The organism is Aeromonas bivalvium (assembly GCF_000819765.1).
GTDB lineage: Bacteria > Pseudomonadota > Gammaproteobacteria > Enterobacterales > Aeromonadaceae > Aeromonas > Aeromonas bivalvium.
The window spans coordinates 57,228-73,919 of sequence record NZ_CDBT01000020.1; the positions used below are offsets into that span (position 1 = coordinate 57,228).

At 62.6% G+C, this 16,692-nt stretch carries 18 protein-coding genes; 14 read left to right on the forward strand and 4 right to left on the reverse strand.

All coding sequences use genetic code 11. The features are described 5' to 3' along the window. Positions 1-35: 35 nt before the first annotated feature. Positions 36-938, reverse strand: a complete 903-nt coding sequence (locus tag BN1119_RS07815; RefSeq protein WP_041996173.1) for a DMT family transporter — start codon at positions 936-938, stop codon at positions 36-38. Between the two features lie 165 nt (positions 939-1,103). On the opposite strand from BN1119_RS07815, the gene BN1119_RS07820 reads away from it, so the two are divergent. Both BN1119_RS07820 and yfcE read left to right on the forward strand, forming a co-directional pair. Next, positions 1,104-2,762, forward strand: a complete 1,659-nt coding sequence (locus BN1119_RS07820; protein WP_041996176.1) for a peptide ABC transporter substrate-binding protein — start codon at positions 1,104-1,106, stop codon at positions 2,760-2,762. Further along, on the forward strand, positions 2,759-3,322 hold the full coding sequence (gene yfcE, locus BN1119_RS07825) for a phosphodiesterase (RefSeq protein WP_041996179.1): 564 nt from the start codon (positions 2,759-2,761) through the stop codon (positions 3,320-3,322). Before BN1119_RS07820 ends, yfcE begins: the two co-directional genes overlap by 4 nt. Positions 3,323-3,412: 90 nt before the next feature. Here yfcE and BN1119_RS07830 read toward each other — a convergent pair whose 3' ends face one another. The 3 genes from BN1119_RS07830 to flgA form a co-directional block, all read right to left on the reverse strand. Further along, positions 3,413-3,829: a flagella synthesis protein FlgN gene (locus BN1119_RS07830; RefSeq protein ID WP_041996181.1), complete on the reverse strand. Its 417-nt coding sequence runs from the start codon at positions 3,827-3,829 to the stop codon at positions 3,413-3,415. Further along, on the reverse strand, positions 3,826-4,146 hold the full coding sequence (gene flgM / locus BN1119_RS07835; protein WP_041996183.1) for a flagellar biosynthesis anti-sigma factor FlgM: 321 nt from the start codon (positions 4,144-4,146) through the stop codon (positions 3,826-3,828). The genes BN1119_RS07830 and flgM overlap by 4 nt, the downstream gene beginning before the upstream one ends. Positions 4,147-4,235: 89 nt before the next feature. Continuing rightward, positions 4,236-4,841, reverse strand: a complete 606-nt coding sequence (flgA, locus tag BN1119_RS07840; protein ID WP_041996590.1) for a flagellar basal body P-ring formation chaperone FlgA — start codon at positions 4,839-4,841, stop codon at positions 4,236-4,238. A 234-nt stretch (positions 4,842-5,075) separates the two neighbouring features. Between flgA and BN1119_RS07845 the strand changes: the two genes are divergently transcribed. The 12 genes from BN1119_RS07845 to flgK all read left to right on the forward strand — a co-directional run bounded on the left by BN1119_RS07845 (position 5,076) and on the right by flgK (position 16,692). Further along, complete coding sequence (locus BN1119_RS07845) at positions 5,076-5,987, forward strand: chemotaxis protein CheV (RefSeq protein ID WP_041996185.1); 912 nt, start codon at positions 5,076-5,078, stop codon at positions 5,985-5,987. A gap of 18 nt (positions 5,988-6,005) precedes the next feature. Beyond that, positions 6,006-6,830 carry a CheR family methyltransferase gene (locus BN1119_RS07850; protein WP_041996187.1) on the forward strand — a complete coding sequence of 275 codons (825 nt, stop codon included), beginning with the start codon at positions 6,006-6,008 and terminating at the stop codon, positions 6,828-6,830. A gap of 62 nt (positions 6,831-6,892) precedes the next feature. Next, positions 6,893-7,294: a flagellar basal body rod protein FlgB gene (gene flgB, locus BN1119_RS07855; protein ID WP_041996190.1), complete on the forward strand. Its 402-nt coding sequence runs from the start codon at positions 6,893-6,895 to the stop codon at positions 7,292-7,294. 67 nt (positions 7,295-7,361) lie between these two features. Next, the gene (flgC, locus tag BN1119_RS07860) at positions 7,362-7,781 is read left to right on the forward strand and encodes a flagellar basal body rod protein FlgC (protein ID WP_041996194.1); all 420 of its coding nucleotides are present in this window, start codon (positions 7,362-7,364) and stop codon (positions 7,779-7,781) included. A 17-nt stretch (positions 7,782-7,798) separates the two neighbouring features. Next, positions 7,799-8,542, forward strand: a complete 744-nt coding sequence (locus BN1119_RS07865) for a flagellar hook assembly protein FlgD (RefSeq protein WP_041996197.1) — start codon at positions 7,799-7,801, stop codon at positions 8,540-8,542. 10 nt (positions 8,543-8,552) lie between these two features. Further along, positions 8,553-9,893, forward strand: coding sequence for a flagellar hook protein FlgE (flgE, locus tag BN1119_RS07870; RefSeq protein WP_041996199.1), 1,341 nt, complete (start codon positions 8,553-8,555; stop codon positions 9,891-9,893). A 136-nt stretch (positions 9,894-10,029) separates the two neighbouring features. Beyond that, positions 10,030-10,776 carry a flagellar basal body rod protein FlgF gene (locus BN1119_RS07875; protein ID WP_041996202.1) on the forward strand — a complete coding sequence of 249 codons (747 nt, stop codon included), beginning with the start codon at positions 10,030-10,032 and terminating at the stop codon, positions 10,774-10,776. Between the two features lie 13 nt (positions 10,777-10,789). Beyond that, positions 10,790-11,578, forward strand: a complete 789-nt coding sequence (gene flgG, locus BN1119_RS07880; RefSeq protein ID WP_041996206.1) for a flagellar basal-body rod protein FlgG — start codon at positions 10,790-10,792, stop codon at positions 11,576-11,578. Between the two features lie 13 nt (positions 11,579-11,591). Next, the gene (flgH, locus tag BN1119_RS07885; RefSeq protein WP_041996208.1) at positions 11,592-12,263 is read left to right on the forward strand and encodes a flagellar basal body L-ring protein FlgH; all 672 of its coding nucleotides are present in this window, start codon (positions 11,592-11,594) and stop codon (positions 12,261-12,263) included. Between the two features lie 14 nt (positions 12,264-12,277). Continuing rightward, the gene (locus BN1119_RS07890; RefSeq protein ID WP_041996211.1) at positions 12,278-13,378 is read left to right on the forward strand and encodes a flagellar basal body P-ring protein FlgI; all 1,101 of its coding nucleotides are present in this window, start codon (positions 12,278-12,280) and stop codon (positions 13,376-13,378) included. Between the two features lie 248 nt (positions 13,379-13,626). Then, complete coding sequence (flgJ, locus tag BN1119_RS07895) at positions 13,627-14,685, forward strand: flagellar assembly peptidoglycan hydrolase FlgJ (protein ID WP_041996214.1); 1,059 nt, start codon at positions 13,627-13,629, stop codon at positions 14,683-14,685. Positions 14,686-14,688: 3 nt separating this feature from the next. Beyond that, entirely contained in the window at positions 14,689-16,692 is a 2,004-nt protein-coding gene (flgK, locus tag BN1119_RS07900; RefSeq protein ID WP_041996216.1) for a flagellar hook-associated protein FlgK, read from the forward strand.

Consider the following 16,692-nt stretch of genomic DNA (forward strand, 5'->3'; position numbering starts at 1 on the left):
CCCCCGCCGTTTTTGCTGGTACTTGGGGCAAAGGCCTAATGGTTACCACTCATGCCCAGCACCAGTATGGTGCCCAGGGTGGCGAGCAGGGCACCGGCCCAGGCGGGCAGGCTGGGGCGTTGGCCCGAATGCCACCACAGCAGTGGCAGCAGAACCACAGGGGTGGTGGAGGAGAGGATGGCCACCATGCCCACATCCCCCTGACGCAGGGCGACCAGGATGAGGGTCATGCCCAGGGCCATGGCCAGGAAACCGTTGACCCCAATCATGGCGAGGATGGGGCGATTGATGGGGTTGAGTGGCATGGCGAGGGGCAGGCGCAGCAGGCGCAGCACGCAGTGGGCCAGCAGGGCGCTGGCCATGCGCACCCCGGAGGCGCTGACGGGATCCACGTCGCCGCCCGTCATCACCGGCTTGGCGATGATGGCTCCCAGGCTCTGGCACAGGGCCGCGGTCAGGCCGAGCCCGATGCCGATGGCGATGGGGCCGCGCACCTGCTCCCAGTCGTGGGACTGGCCGCGGCGGCCAAACAGGATGGCCAGCATGACGCCGCCAAATACCAGCAGGGCGCCGACCAGGCGCCAGCCGGTCAGGGTTTCGTCAAACAACCAGAGTCCGAGCAGGGCGGAAAAAAGCGCATGACAGGAGAAGAGCAGGCCGCTGCGCCTGGGTCCCATCCGGTTCATGCAGGCGAACAGGGCGGTATCGCCGATGAAGATGCCGATGAGGCCCGAGAGGATGAGCAGCGGCACGGCGCCGGCGTCAAGACTCTGCCAGCCGCCGCTCGCCAGGCTGGCCCCTCCCAGCATCAGGCTGACCAGGAACATGCGCCAGCGGCTATAGGCAAAGGCGCCCAGGTGGCGGGCCGGTTTGACCGAAATCAGGGCCGCAATCGCCCACAAACTGGCGGCGGCCAGTGCCAGCCATTCGTAACCCATAAAAACTCCCAAAAAAACAGCCCGCAGGACTCCCTCCGCGGGGCAAGCCCGATACAATACGGGGCGTTTTCGGGGATAACAAGGACGGCATCATGCATTCATCATCAGGCGCGCCGTCGGCCTTCCCCTTCTGTTGGTCGTGCATTGTGAAAAGAGGTCAGTCGTATGTGTCACCCCCTTGCCCGCCCGGCGTCATGGCGCCGGGTTTCCTCCCTGTTGTGCGGCCTGCTGCTGGGCTCCTGCTTCGGTCACGGCGCCCTTGCCGAACCGCTGTCGCCCGGCCAGGCGCCGAGCGAGCCCCAGACTCTCACCAGGGGCAACGGGGCCGAGCCTGAGTCCCTGGATCCGGCCCTGATCCGCAGCGGCTTTCCCGGGGAAGTGATCCTGACCGACCTGTTCGAGGGGCTGGTGAGCGAAGACGGGGAGGGCAAGATAGTGCCCGCCCAGGCGCTGAGGTGGGAGCAGAGCCAGGATGGTCTGGAGTGGCGCTTCTTCCTGCGTCCCGATCTGCGCTGGTCCAACGGGGCGCCCCTCAAGGCCGAGGACTTCGTCTACGCCTGGCGTCGCCTGCTCGATCCCGCCCTGGCGTCCCCCTCGGCGGGCCTGCTGCTGGCCGCCGGGATCAACAACGCCGGCGCCATCTATGCCGGGGCCCTGGAGATGGAAAGCCTGGGGGTGATGGCTGAGGGGGATCAGATCCTCAAGGTGACCCTGGAGCGGCCCGTGCCCTATTTCTTGCGGCTCATCAGCCAGCGCCCCTTCGTGCCCGTGCCGCGGCAAGCGATTGCCGAATATGGCAAGGGCTGGACCCAGCCCGGCCATCTGGTCAGCAACGGCCCCTACCGGCTCGTGGCGTGGCGACCCCAGGAGCGGCTGGAGGTCGAGCGCAATCCCGCCTACTGGAACGACGCCCACAGCCGGATAGACAGGGTCAGCTACCTGCCCCTCGCCTCCCAGCAGGCGGAGCGTCAGCGCTACGAGGCGGGGACGCTCCAGCTCAGCAACCGGGTCTCCCAGGAGTACTATGACAAGGTCAGGATCAGCCATCCCGAACGGCTCTGGGGTCAGCCCTTGCTGGGCACTTACCTCTACAGTTTCAACCTGGGCAAACCCGAGCTGCGGGACGTAAGGGTGCGTCAGGCCCTGAGCCTGGCTGTCGATCGCCAACGGCTGACCGACGCGGTTAGCGGCCAGGGGGAGCGGCCTGCCTGGGGTCTGTTGCCGGACATGCCTGGCTATGTCGCCTTGCCTGATCCACACGCCAGTGCCGCCAGCCGTGCGGCCATGGCGGCCAGCTTGCTCAAGGAGGCGGGCATAGATGCGGCCCATCCCCTGCGCCTGACCCTCACCTATAACGACGCCGAGCACCACAGACGCATGGCGCAGGCGGTGGCCGACATGTGGCGACCCCTGGGGGTCGAGGTGGAGTTGCAACCTCTGGGGTGGGATGCCTATCAGGTGGCCAAGGACAGCGGCGACTTCACGGTGGCGCGCACCTTCCTGTTTGGAGATTATGTGGATCCTTCCGCCATGCTCAATGCCCTGCGCTGCCAGGATCCGCAGAACGAAAGCGGCTACTGCAACCCCCGCTATGATCAGCTGCTGGGGCGGGCTGCCGCCACCCTGGACGAACAGCGCAGAGTCCGGCTCTATCGGCAGGCGGAGGCGCTGCTGGCCCTGGATGTCCCCGTCATCCCCCTCTACCACTACCACCAGACGCGGCTGGTGGATCCCCGGCTGCGGGGTCTGCCCACCGCCAACCTCAAGGGGGCGATCGCCAGCAAGGACCTCTACTTCGCCACCTCCCAGGGAGCCGACCAATGAGACTCGCCATCCTCTCCGATCTCCATGGCAGCCTGACGGCCTTCGACCAGGTCATGGACTGGCTCGCCCCCTGGCAGCCGGACCATCTGCTGTTGCTGGGGGATCTGCTCAACCATGGCCCGCGCAACCCGGTGCCGGAAGGCTATCAGCCGGCGGCCCTGGCCGAGCGCCTCAATGCCATGGCCAGCCGGATCCTGGCGGTGCGGGGCAACTGCGACTCGGAAGTGGATCAGATGCTGCTGGCGTTTCCCATGCTGGCCCCCTACAACCAGCTGCTGGTGGACGGACGGCGCTGGTTCATGAGCCACGGCCATCTCTATCGGCCGGACGAGGTGCCCCTGCCTGGCGGCAGCCTCTATCTGAGCGGCCACACCCATCTGCCCGAGCTGACCCGCACCGGCCTGGGGGAAGCGGTGCGGATCCGGGTCAACCCGGGTTCAATCTGCTTCCCCAGGGGCGATCTGCCCGCCAGCCTGGTCTGTTATGAAGGGGGCGAGCTGAGCCTGCGGGCGGCGCAGGACGGGCGGCTGTTGCAGCGGCTGTCACTGGCCGGGGGCTGACACAGAGAGGGTGTCTGGCAAGAGGGCTTGTCGGCAAACGGTACGAGGAGACGGGGATCGGGGCAGGGGGCTGGCGCGCCGCCCCGGCGATCAGGCCTTGATGGCGGGGGAGCGGGTGCCTGAGCGGGTGTTGCCCTTGGCATCATAGGTGAGAGAGTTGCGATCCCGCAGCTGGCTCAGGAAACCGGCGAGACGGCGATTGGCGACCATGCTTAGCTCCAGCAGGCGGCCATTGATGTCGTTTTGCTGCTGGCAGGCGGCCAGGCTGTCGGTGATCCGGGCCATGAGATCCGGCTGGCTGGCGAGCTGGGCAGGGAGATCCGGCTGCTGGGTAAGAGTGTCATCCAGCGCCTCTATGGCGCCAAGCAGCTGTTGCTTGCGTTGTGCCAGGGGAGGCAGCTCGAGGGCTCGGCGCTGGGTGAGCAGGGCAAACTCTTCGGTCAGCAACGCCTGCATCTGGGCGAGCTGATCATGCTGTCGTTGCAGCAGCTCAGCCAGGTCCATCATCCCAGGGTTTTCTCCAGCTGGGCTTCCAGGCTGAACATCTTCTTGGCAACGGCCTGACTGTTGACCTGGTAGTCACCACTGGCCACGGCCCGCTTCAGGCTCTCCACCCGGCTCTCATTCCCGGTCGATGCCGAGTTGAGGTTTTTCTGTACTTGTTGCAACTGTTGCGCCTCGCTGGTCAGGGAGACTGAATCGACCTTGACCTGGGGGGCGCGGGCGTCTTGTCCGCCGCTGGTCGACTTGGCCACGCTGCTCTGGCTGTTACCGGTATTTTGTACCCGGTTACCCGCCAAGTTGTTGATATTGTTAATAGCCATCTTGGTTACCTTGTTCGCTTTGCTGCCTGCTTATCCCGGTTATCGGTCTAACCTGCCGGAACTTTAGGAAAAATACCCAAAAAAATCCGTCAGAAGGTGACGATGACGGTGTCGACTGAGCTCACCTTGCCCTGAACCGTCTTGCCGGAGCGGGTATTGATGAGCTTGATCATGTCGCCGAAGCTGCCATCTTGCAAGGCGCGGGCCATGGTTTTGATCTGCATGCTACTGTTTTCGGCGATGAGGGTGACCTGGTCTCCCTTGCACACCACGCAGATCTGGTTGAGGCGCACCGGCTGACCCGGCCTCAATTCGCGCTTGCTGCGGGTGCCGACCAGCGCCTCCAGGTCTTGCACATAGTCGCCGCGGATCAGGGTCTGATCCTCATAGGCCTGCACCAGCTGGTTGCGGCCGAGGATGTCTCCCTTGGCGATGGCTTCCACCACTGTGATGTAGGGTTTCTGGATGCTGACCCGTACCGGCAGATAGAGATCCCAGCCCGGTGTCTCGTGGCACTGGAGGTAGAGGGTGGTGTTGCGGCGGATCTCCATTCTGGCGGGCAGGCTGATCTCCAGATCCTGGTCGCAGGCGCTGAGTTGCAGCCGTTCATCTATGCTGGCGGCGCTGATCTGGGCCCTGGCATCGAGGGGGAGAGAGAGCTGATCGCGTACGAACTCTTCCGCCCGGGTTTGCAGCCCGGCATTGACGTCGCTGGCTCGAACAGAGCCGACCCCGCCAAGGAGCAAGGAGATGAGCAAAAGTCTGTTAATCATTTTCGTCCGCTGGTCGATAAGTGAATGACGTATATGACCAATGTTAACTATGCTTGCGCCAGGTCCGACGCCTGGGGTCGGCAATCCTCTGGCGCGAGCCAACATGGCGCATGCATCTCATGCATGATTAATGCCAGACGTTTTTAGGGAGTGTGTATGGCCGGTATTCTGGACTCGGTAAACCAACGGACGCAACTGGTCGGGCAAAATCGCCTGGAGTTGCTGCTGTTTCGGCTCAATGGACGTCAAAGATTTGGCATCAACGTCTTCAAGGTGCGCGAGGTGTTGCAGTGCCCGCCTCTGACCGTCATGCCCAAGCTCAACTCCTGCATTCGTGGTGTGGCGCACATTCGCGGCCAGACCATCTCGGTGATCGACCTCAGCATGGCCATGGGCAAGCGCCCCATCGCCGATCTCTCCAAGTGCTTCATCATCATTTCGGAGTACAACCGCTCCATCCAGGGGTTCCTGGTCCATTCGGTCGAACGGATCATCAACATGAACTGGGAGTCCATCCTGCCGCCTCCCAAGGGGGCGGGGCGCATCAACTACATGACGGCGGTCACCGAGGTGGATGGCGAGCTGGTGGAGATCCTGGATGTGGAACGCATCCTCAACGAGATCTCCCCCGTCTCGACCGAGGTGAGTCAGGATCTGGTGCAGGCGAGCGTGGAGCACAACACCCAGGGTCGCCCCGTGCTGGTGGCCGACGACTCCTCGGTGGCGCGCAAGCAGGTGCAGCGGGCGCTGGATGCCATCGGCGTGCAGTGCGTGCTGGCAAAAGATGGCCGCGAGGCCCTCAACATGTTGCTGGAGATGGCCAAGAATGGCCCCATCAAGGATCAGATTGCCCTGGTCATCTCGGACATAGAGATGCCGGAGATGGATGGCTACACCTTCACCGCCGAGATCCGCAACAATCCCAGCCTGAAGGATTTACATGTTATCCTGCACACCTCTCTCAGTGGTGTGTTCAACCAGGCCATGGTGCAGAAAGTCGGGGCGAACAATTTCATCGCCAAGTTTCAGCCCGATGAGCTGGCCAAGGCCGTTCAGGGCGCACTCTAAAACAAGAAGCGTGGATACATGAAGACACTGTCAGACGACTTATATAAGCAATTCAGCAGCTTTCTGGCGCTGCAGAGCGGAATTGTGCTGGGCGACAACAAGCAGTATCTGGTGAAGAGCCGCCTGTCCCCCTTGATGGCTCAGTTTGGCATCGAGAGTCTGTCTGAACTGGTGACCCGCGCCATGAACGTGCGTGAGCGGGAATTGAAGATGGCGGTGGTCGATGCCATGACCACCAATGAGACCCTCTGGTTTCGGGATGGCTATCCCTTCCAGCTGCTCACCGACAAGCTGTTTCCCGAGCTTGGCAAGAGCGGGCGTCCCATCAAGATCTGGTCGGCGGCCTCCTCCTCCGGCCAGGAGCCCTACTCCATCGCCATGACGGCGCTGGAGCAGCAGATGAAGCGGCCAGGCACCCTGCCTGGGGGCGTGCAGATAGTGGGGACGGATATCTCCACCACCATGCTCAACCAGTGCAAGGAGGGGGTCTACGACAGCCTGGCGCTGGCCCGGGGGCTCTCCCCCGAGCGCAAGAAGCTGTTTTTCGAACCCTGTGGCGACAACCGGATGCGGGTGACTGAGCGTGTCAGAAAATTGACCACGTTTCGCCCCTTGAATCTGCTGGAGAGCTACAGCCTGCTCGGCAAGTTCGACATCATCTTCTGCCGCAACGTGCTCATCTACTTCGCCCCCGAGGTGAAGTCGAAGATCCTCAACCAGTTCGCCGCCAGCCTGAATCCGGGCGGTTACCTGATGCTGGGGGCCTCGGAGTCCCTGGCCGGTCTCACCGACCGGTTCGAGATGATCCGCTGCAACCCGGGCATCGTTTACAAGGTCAAATAACCCTCCTCACTTCCTCCTTTGGCACACCTCTTGCTAAGAATCCAGCAAGCAGGAGGTGTGCTATGGCAATTTCATTCGACAAGGCATTTGGTGTTCATCAATACACGTTGAGCGTGCGCGCCAAGCGTGCGGAAGTGCTGTCCAGCAACATAGCAAACGCGGATACCCCGGGCTTCAAGGCCAGGGACATCAACTTCGCCGATGCCATGGCCCAGGCGCAGCAGCACCAGCAGGGGTTCAGTCTGGCTACCACCAGCGAGCGTCACTTCGCCTTGAACATGGATGCACCGGGCACGACCCAGTACCGCAACCCGCTCCAGCCCGATACCGGCGACGGCAATACCGTCGATCTGCAGCAGGAGCGCAGCGAATTCTTGCGCAACAGCCTCGAATACCAGACTTCGGTCGAATTCATGAACGGCAAGATAAGCGGCCTGCTCAAAGCCCTGAAAGGAGAGCAGTGATGCCGCGCCTCCATCCGTACATGAATCCTAACGCCAGTGGCCTCAAGGCCTTGCAAGGAGCACAGCAATGAGTTTGTTCAAGGTCTTCGACATCGCGGGCTCGGCCATGAGCGCCCAGTCGGTGCGGCTCAATACCGTGGCCAGCAACATGGCCAACGCCGACAGCGTCAGCTCCAGCGTGGAAGGAACTTACCACGCCAGGCGGCCAGTTTTTGCCGCCCAGCTCGATCAGGCCATGAGCGACAGCCAGGGCTCGGTCGGGGTCGAGGTGAAGGGCATCGTCGAGAGCAAGGCGCCGCTGCTCAAGGAGTTCAACCCCAATCACCCCATGGCGGACAAGGATGGCTTCATCTTCAAGCCCAACGTCAACATGGTGGAGGAGATGGCGGACATGATCAGCGCGTCGCGCAGTTACCAAACCAACGTCCAGATTGCCGATTCTGCCAAGCGCATGCTGCAGCAGACCCTCAATCTCGGCAAGTCCTGACAGGGGGCGGCACCTAAATGGCAGATACCTATGACAGCGTGCTTGGCGTCAACCGAACGACCTCGAGCCAGACCGCTTCCACCACCAAGACGACCCAGAAGAAAGAGCTGGATCAGGAGTCGTTTCTCAAGCTGCTCACCATGCAGCTCTCCTACCAGGATCCCTTCAAGCCGGTGGACAACGCCCAGATGTTGTCCCAGATGACCTCCATGTCCACCTCGGAGGGGATCAACAGTCTCTCCTCCCAGATGGAGAGCCTCAACAGCCTGATGACCTCGAGCCAGGCGTTGCAGGCCTCGGCCCTGGTGGGGCAGGAGGTGTTGATCCCGTCCAATACCGGTTATCTGGAGAAGGGGAGCACGGTCAATGGCGTGATCGCCACCGGGGATGGCGGCAGCAACATCAAGGTGACGGTGAAAGACGCGAGCGGCCAGGTGATCAAGGAGTTCGGCATCGAGGGGGCCCATCAGGGCAACGTTGCCTTCAACTGGGATGGCCTGGACAAGGATGGCAACCCGGCCAAGAGCGGCAAATACCAGATTGAGGCCAGCGCCACCGTGGCGGGCAAATCCGAAAGCCTGCCCGTGTTGGCCTACGCCCAGGTCGAGAGCGTCACCCTGGGCTCGGCCAGCTCACCCAGCACCCTCAAGCTCAAGGGACTGGGGGGCATCTATCTGACCGATGTATTGGAAATTGCCGGTGCGGGCAGCAAGTCGACCACAGACTCGACGCCCAAAGCGACCAATAACGCAGTGATCTAAGGAGAAAGACATGTCATTCAACAATGCCCTCAGCGGCGTCAATGCGGCTCAGAAAGACCTGAACGTCACCGCGAACAACATTGCCAACGTCAACACCATCGGCTTCAAGGAGTCCCGCGCCGAGTTTGCCGACATCTATGCCAACTCCATCTTCGTCAACTCCAAGACCCAGGTGGGGAATGGTGTCGCGACCGGGGCCGTGGCGCAGCAGTTCCACCAGGGGGCGCTGCAAATTACCAACAACTCGCTGGATCTCGCCATCCAGGGCAACGGCTTCTTCGTCACCTCGGACGGCGTCAATGCCCTGGATCGCACCTACACCCGGGCCGGTGCCTTCAAGCTCAACGAAAACAGCTACATGGTCAACAATTCCGGCAGCTATCTGCAGGGGTACGAGATCAACGCCGACGGCACGCCCAAGGCGGTGAGCCTCAACGCCACCAAACCCATCCAGATCCCGGATCGGGCCGGCGAGCCCAAGCAGACCACCCTGGTGGAGGCCAGCTTCAACCTGCCCTCCACCGCCACGCCCCAGGTGGTGAACCCGGCTACCTTCAATCCCAAGGACTCGACCACCTACTCCTCCTCCACCTCTGTGGTGGCGTACGACTCCCTGGGCGAGCCTCACACCATCACCCAGTATTTCGTCAAGGATGCCGACCCCCTGGATCCCACCAAGGCTGCCAGCCCCACCTCCTGGCGCATGTACCTGTACGAGGGGGATACTCCCATCGACATCGCCGGTGGCAACCCGACCACCCCGGCGGGGGGCCTGGCCACGCCGCCCCTGAGTGCCAACATCACCTTCAATGCCGATGGCAAGGTCAACACCATCACCCCGGCCACCATCAAGACGGTGGCCCTGGGTACCCCGGGGGCCGGCGTCATCGACAACGGTGCTGATCCGACTCAGGAGATAGAGATCAAGTTCGGTACCGTGACCCAGTACTCGTCGCCGTTTGAAGTCAATAAATTGACCCAGGATGGTTCGACCGTGGGCCGGCTGACCAAGGTGGAGATCACCCCGGACGGCATCGTCTCCGCCACCTACAGCAACGCCACCACCGTCAAGGTGGCCATGGTGGCCATGGCCAAGTTCGCCAACCCCCAGGGGCTGACCCAGATTGGCGATACCTCCTGGCGCGAGTCCCTGCTCTCCGGGGATGGCCTGCCGGGCACCCCGAACTCGGGCACCTTCGGTTCAGTCAAGTCCTCGGCCCTGGAGCAGTCCAACGTGGATTTGACCTCTGAGCTGGTGGATCTCATCACAGCCCAGCGCAACTTCCAGGCGAACTCCCGTTCCCTGGAGATCAACAGCTCGCTGCAGCAGACCATACTGCAGATCCGCTGACGGGCGGCGACACGGGTTCAACAAGGGGCGCTTCGGCGCCCTTTCTTTATATATCAATAGGTTAAAAACATGCTCACGCTGTTGGCACCTTAATTGCTTTCTTCCTGTCAGAGTCATCTGTTTGACGGAGGATCCCATGGATCACCTGCTTTATATCGCCATGTCCGGTGCCAAGGAGAACATGAACAGCCTGGCTGTGCGTGGCAACAACCTGGCCAACGCCAACACCACTGGCTTCAAGTCCGACTTCGAGCAGGCCCGCGCCATGCAGGCGTTCGGCGAAGGGCTGCCGACCCGGGTCTTCGCCATGACGGAGCGCCCCGGCCAGAATCTGCAACACGGCATGCTGACGACCACGGGCCGGGATCTGGACGTGGCGGTAGACGGGCAGGGGTGGATAGCGGTGCAGGACGGCAAGGGGGGCGAGGCCTTCACCCGCATGGGCAACCTGGAGCTGAGCGCCACCGGCAATCTGCAGACCAGTACTGGCCTCAATGTGGTGGACGAGGCCGGCAGGCCCATCGTCTTGCCGCTGCCCCTGGAGAAGCTGGAAATCAACCGGGATGGCACCATCACGGGTCGCCCCGAGGGGGCCGCTCCCAGCCTGCCGGAGGACTTTCAGCGTATCAAGCTGGTGCGTCCGGCCGCCGATGCGGTGGAGAAGGGGCAGGATGGCCTGTTTCGTCGCAAGGATGGTCAGCCGGAACCCGCTTCCGCCGAGGTGGGCCTGATTGCCGGCTCGCTCGAGGGGAGCAACGTCAATGTGGTCGACGAGATGACCAACCTCATTCGCTTGCAGCGTCAGTTCGAAACCCAGGTCAAGATGATGAAGACGGCCCAGGAGAACGACGAAGCGCAAACCCAACTGCTGCGTATCAGCTAATTAGGAGCCAGACATGAATCCTGCACTTTGGATAGGCAAGACGGGGCTGGATGCACAGCAGACCAACATCGCCGTCACCTCGAACAACCTCGCCAACGCCAGCACGGTTGGTTACAAGAAATCCCGCGCCATCTTCGAAGACTTGCTCTATCAGAACATCAACCAGCCGGGGGGGCGCTCCTCGGCGGATACCGAGCTGCCCTCCGGCCTGATGCTGGGGGCGGGGGCCAAGGTGGTCGCCACCCAGAAGAGCTTCAGCCAGGGCAATGTGCAGACCACGGAGAACTCCCTGGACCTGATGATCAGCGGCCGAGGCTTCTTCGAGGTGCAACTGCCGGACGGCAGCAGCGCCTACACCCGCAACGGCCAGTTCACCCTCAATGACGAGGGCACCATCGTCACCCCGGGCAACGGCTACCCGCTGCAACCAGAGATCCAGATCCCCGAAAACGCCCAGAGCGTCACCATAGGGGAGGATGGCCAGGTCTCCATCCAGCTCAAGGGGGATGGTGCCTCCCAGGTGATAGGCCAGATCAACATCAGCGACTTCGTCAACGCCTCCGGCCTGCAACCCATGGGGGAGAACATGTTCCTCGAGACCCAGTCGAGCGGCGCCCCCATCGAAGGGGTGGCCGGGGCGGATGGCCTCGGGGTCATCAAGCAGGGGATGCTGGAGGTCTCCAACGTCAACGTCACCGAAGAGCTGGTCAACCTCATTCAGGCCCAGCGGGTCTACGAGATGAACTCCAAGGTGATCTCGGCGGTGGACTCCATGATGTCCTACCTGACCCAACGGCTGTAACGGGAGCCTCGTGATGAAAACCATCTGGATGCTGAGTCTGCTGGCGCTGGGGGGCTGTACCAGCACCCTCAATACCGCCAAGCCGGACGACCCCGATTTCGCCCCCGTCTATGGCGAGTCCGAGCCGGTCTCGGTGCGACCGACCGGCGCCATTTTTCAGCCCGACCAGGTCAATGGCATCTATTCGGACATCAAGGCCCACAAGGTTGGCGACATCATCACCATAGAGTTGGCGGAATCAACCTCCGCCTCGAAGAAGGCCAACACCCAGACCGGCAAGGACAACAAGTTCAACCTGGATCCGGTGAGCTTGGGGGGCGTGCCCATCACAGCCGGTGCCTACAACATGTCCGCCTCCATCGGCCAGGACAGCGCATTCAAGGGACAGGCCAAGGCGGATCAAAGCAACAGCCTGCAGGGCAGCATCTCGGTCAGCGTGGCCAAGGTGCTCACCAACGGCAACCTGGTGGTGCGCGGCGAGAAGTGGATCATGCTCAACAACGGCAACGAATACATCCGCATCACGGGTCTCATCCGCCCCGAAGATGTCACTTCGGACAACACTGTCTCCTCCCAGAAGGTGGCCAATGCCCGCATCCACTACGGTGGTACCGGGGATCTGGCCAATACCCAGGAGCAGGGCTGGCTGACCAGCTTCTTCAATGGTCCCTGGTGGCCGCTCTAGTGCTAGGACTTCCCATGAAACGACTCAGCGTATTGTGCCTGTGCTGCCTCTTCACCCTGCTGCCCCAGGCGGCCAGCGCCGCCCGCATCAAGGACATCAGCTCGGTGGAGGGGGTGCGCAGCAACCAGCTGCTGGGCTACGGCCTGGTAGTGGGCCTGCCCGGCACCGGCGAGAAGAACAACGCCTTCACCGAGCAGACCTTCCGCACCATGCTCAACAACTTCGGCATCAAGGTGCCGGACAACATCAAGCCCAAGATCAAGGACGTGGCGCCGGTGGCCATTCACGCCGATCTGCCCCCCTTCTCCAAGCCGGGCCAGACCATAGACGTGACGGTATCCGCCATCGGTGAGGCCAAGAGCCTGCGAGGCGGCACCTTGCTGCAGACCTTCCTCAAAGGGCTCGATGGCCGGGTCTATGCGGTGGCTCAGGGCAGCCTGGTGGTCGGCGGCCTGGGGGCCGAGGGGGCGGATGGCTCCAAGGTGGTGATCAACACCCCGACCGTGGGTCGCATCGCCAATGGCGCCACCGTGGAGCGCGAGGTACCCAACTCCTTCAGCCAGGGGGACACCATCACTTTTAACCTCAACCGTTCCGACTTCACCACGGCGCGCCGTTTGGCGGACTCCATCAACAACCTGGTGGGCCCCAACACGGCCCAGGCGCTGGATGCCACCTCGGTCAAGGTGTTCGCCCCGCGGGATCCGGGTCAACGGGTCGCCTATCTCGCCACCATAGAGAACCTGGAGGTGGATCCGGGTGCCGAGGCGGCCAAGATCATCGTCAACTCCCGTACCGGCACCATCGTCATCGGCAGCCAGGTCAGGCTCAAACCCGCGGCCATCAGCCACGGCGGCCTGACGGTGACCATCGCCGAGAACCAGCAGGTCTCGCAGCCCAACCCCCTGGCGGGCGGGGATACCGCGGTCACCAACAACTCCACCATCAATGTGCAGCAGGAAGACGGGCGCATGTTCAAGCTCGACACCGGCGCCACCCTGGACGATCTGGTGCGGGCGGTGAATCAGGTGGGCATAGCCCCGGGGGATCTGATGGCCATCCTCGAGGCCCTGCAGCAGGCAGGAGCCATCGAGGGTCAGCTGGTCATTTTGTAAGTGGCACCGGGTTGAGCCAGGCGATGGCCCTGCTGCGGTATCGGACAGGGGCCATCGAGGGTCAGCTGGTCATTCTGTAAGTGGCACCGGGTTGAGCCAGGCGATGGCCCTGCTGCGGTATCGGACAGGAGCCATCGAGGGTCAGCCGGTCATTCTGTAAAGGGTGGCGGGCAGTCGGTCATGTAGTGGGCAAACAGGCAGGGTCACCCGGCAAGGGGTTGCCACAGGCGGCAAAGAAGGTAGGCAAGATGGCGAATATCGACAATAAAGGCGTGGATCTGGGCATGGTGCAGGATATCCAGAACCTGGACAAGCTGCGCCAGATGAGCATGAGCAAGGAGGGCAAGCAACAGGCGCTCCAGTCGGCGGCCCGCCAGTTCGAGTCCATCTTCAGCCAGATGCTGTTCAAGGGGATGCGCGAGGCGAGCCAGTCCTTGACCGCGGACAACCCCTTCAGCAGCAGCTACACCCAGTTCTACGAGGGCATGCTCGACCAGCAGCGGGTGTCGGATATGTCCGGCAAGGGGGGACTGGGGCTGGCCGACATGGTGGTCAAGCAGTTCTCCCCCGACAGCTTCAAGCACGAGGATGGCCGCGTCCTCAAGCTGCCCCAGCGCACCGAGCGGGTCTACAAGCCCTATGTGGCTCCGGCGTCCGGCGAACATGGCCTGATTGAAGCCTCCAAAGTTGGCAAGGATTTTGCTGAGAAGGAGATGAATGAGACGGCCCTGACCGAGCAGACGGCAGGCAGGCGGGCCCGCAGCGTGCCCCCCATGGGGCCCAAAGCGGAGCAGGGCAGCCAGGCAGGCGGGGCCATCACCGCCTTCGAGTCACCGAGTGACTTCGTCAGCAAGCTGATGCCCCTGGCCAGGAAGGCGGCCGACAAGCTGGGACTGAGCCCGGCGGTGCTGGTGGCCCAGGCGGCTCTGGAGAGCGGCTGGGGCAAGCGGGTCATCAAGGATGGTGACGGCCAGATGAGCCATAACCTGTTTGGCATCAAGGCGGATCCGCGCTGGCAGGGTGACAAGGCCGTGGTCAGCACTCTGGAGTACGAGCAAGGGGTGGCCTCGCGCCAGAAGGCGGCGTTTCGCTCCTATGGATCGTTTGAAGAGAGCTTCAATGACTATGTCGACTTCCTGACGTCAGGGAGCCGTTACAAGGGGGCCCTGGCCAAGGTGGACAGCCCGGATCGTTACTTTGAGGCGCTGCAGCAGGCCGGATACGCCACCGACCCCCAGTACGCCAGTAAATTGAAACAGGTATTGCGCAGTGGGCCCATTGCCCAGTACACAGAGACGGAGCTGTAAAGCATGGCAAGCGATCTGCTTGGGATAGGAACATCTGGGGTGCTGGCGCATCAGAAGCTGCTGCAGACCACCAGCAACAACATCGTCAACGTCAACAGCCAGGGCTATGTGCGTGAACGCACCCTGATCTACACCAATGCCATCAGCTTTGGCACCGGCGAGAGCATGAGCGAGCGGGTGATCAACCAGTATGCCCAGGGCGAACTGCGCCGGGATACCTCCGCCTTCAGCGCCTCCTCCATGCGCTTCGAGCAACTCTCCACCGTGGACAGCCTGCTGGGGGACACCAGCAACAGCGTCGGCACCGCCATTACCGCCTACTTCAAGGGATTCCACACCGCCAACGAATCGCCGGCGGATCTGGGGTCGCGCGCCAGCACCCTCACCGAGCTCACCAGCATGGTGAATCGCTTTCACACCCTCTCGTCCCAGTTCGACAAGCAGAGCGACGTCATCAACGATCGCATCGACGACGAGACCAAGCATGTCAACAGCCTGCTGAACAACATCAACGAGATCAACAAGGCCATAGTGCGTACCCAGGGCACGGCGGAAGAGAACCTGATGCTCTACGATCAGCGCGACGACGCCATCGCCCAGCTCGCCGCCAAGATGGACATCCGCACCGTCACCCAGCCCAACGGCAGCGTCCTGGTCAACATGAGCACGGGTCACTCCCTGGTGCTTGATGGCTCGGTCGCCCAGTTCAGCGTCGTCCCCGGGGATCCCGATTCCAGGGACAAGGAGCTGCAACTCAGCCTGGGCAAGAGTCAGACCAGCATAGACAACAAGACTCTGGGGGGTGGCCTGGGCGGCCTGTTCGCCGCCCGCCGCGATCTGGAGCCCACCAAGCGCGAGCTGGGTCAGCTGGCGGTAGCCCTGGGGGATGCCATGAACCAGCAGAACCGGCTGGGGATGGATCTCGACAACGAACTGGGAGGGGATCTCTTCTCCCTGCCCAGCAGCGAGGGGCTGCCCTATGGCAATAACAGCGGCACGGGGGCGACCACGGTCAACTTCATTCCCGGCAAGGGGAGCGCGGTGACCGCCCTCGATTACGAGGTGAGTTTCAGCAGCGCCACCGACTTTGAAGTGTTTGCCATCGGCGTCGACGGCAAGCGCACCTCGGTAGCCACCGGCAACACTGTGCCCGTCAGCGCCTTCGAGGTACCGGGACACGGCATCTCCTTGGATCTCTCCGGCACTCCGGCGGCGGGGGACAAGATCCTGCTGCAACCGACCAAGCAGGCGGCCGCGGGTCTGGAGAAGCTGATCAACCGCGCCGAGGATCTGGCGCTGGCCTCCCCGCTCAAGGCCGACAAGAGCAGCCAGAACCATGGCTCGGCCACCATCGTCCTCGGCGTCATCGGCAACACGGGGGCGGGCTCGGGCTTTGCCAGCAACAGTCTGGATCCGAATGCACCGCAGGTGGTCAAGATAGACGCCAGCGGCAACTACGAGGTCTATGGCAGCGACGGCACCACCCTGATCGGGGTGGCCCCCGCCAGCAGCAAGGGCCAGAACCTGATGGCCGCCCTCGAAAACCCCCTCGGCGGTCCCAAGGTCTATGGGGATCCCGGCAATGACCCCGGCTACGAATTCAGCATCACGGGCCAGGTTGCCGCCAATGACAGCTTTACCCTGAGCTACAACCAGAACGGTTTCTCCGACAACGCCAACGGCCTGGCCCTGGCCGAGCTGCAGAACAAGGATCTGGTGCGCAAGAGCAGCAGCGCCGCCAGCGGCAACGACAAGATGACCCTCAACGAGGCCTACACAGGGCTGGTGGTCGCTCTGGGCAACAAGACCAGCCAGGCCAATACCGAGATGCTGGCCAACAAGGGCAAGCTGCAACAGAGCAGCGAGATATTCGAGAGTGTCTCCGGGGTCAGCCTGGACGAGGAGGCGGGCAATCTCATTCGCTTCCAGCAGGCCTATGCCGCCTCGGCCCAGGTGGTGACCACCGCCAAAACCATCTTCGACACCCTGTTGTCATCCGTGAGGTAA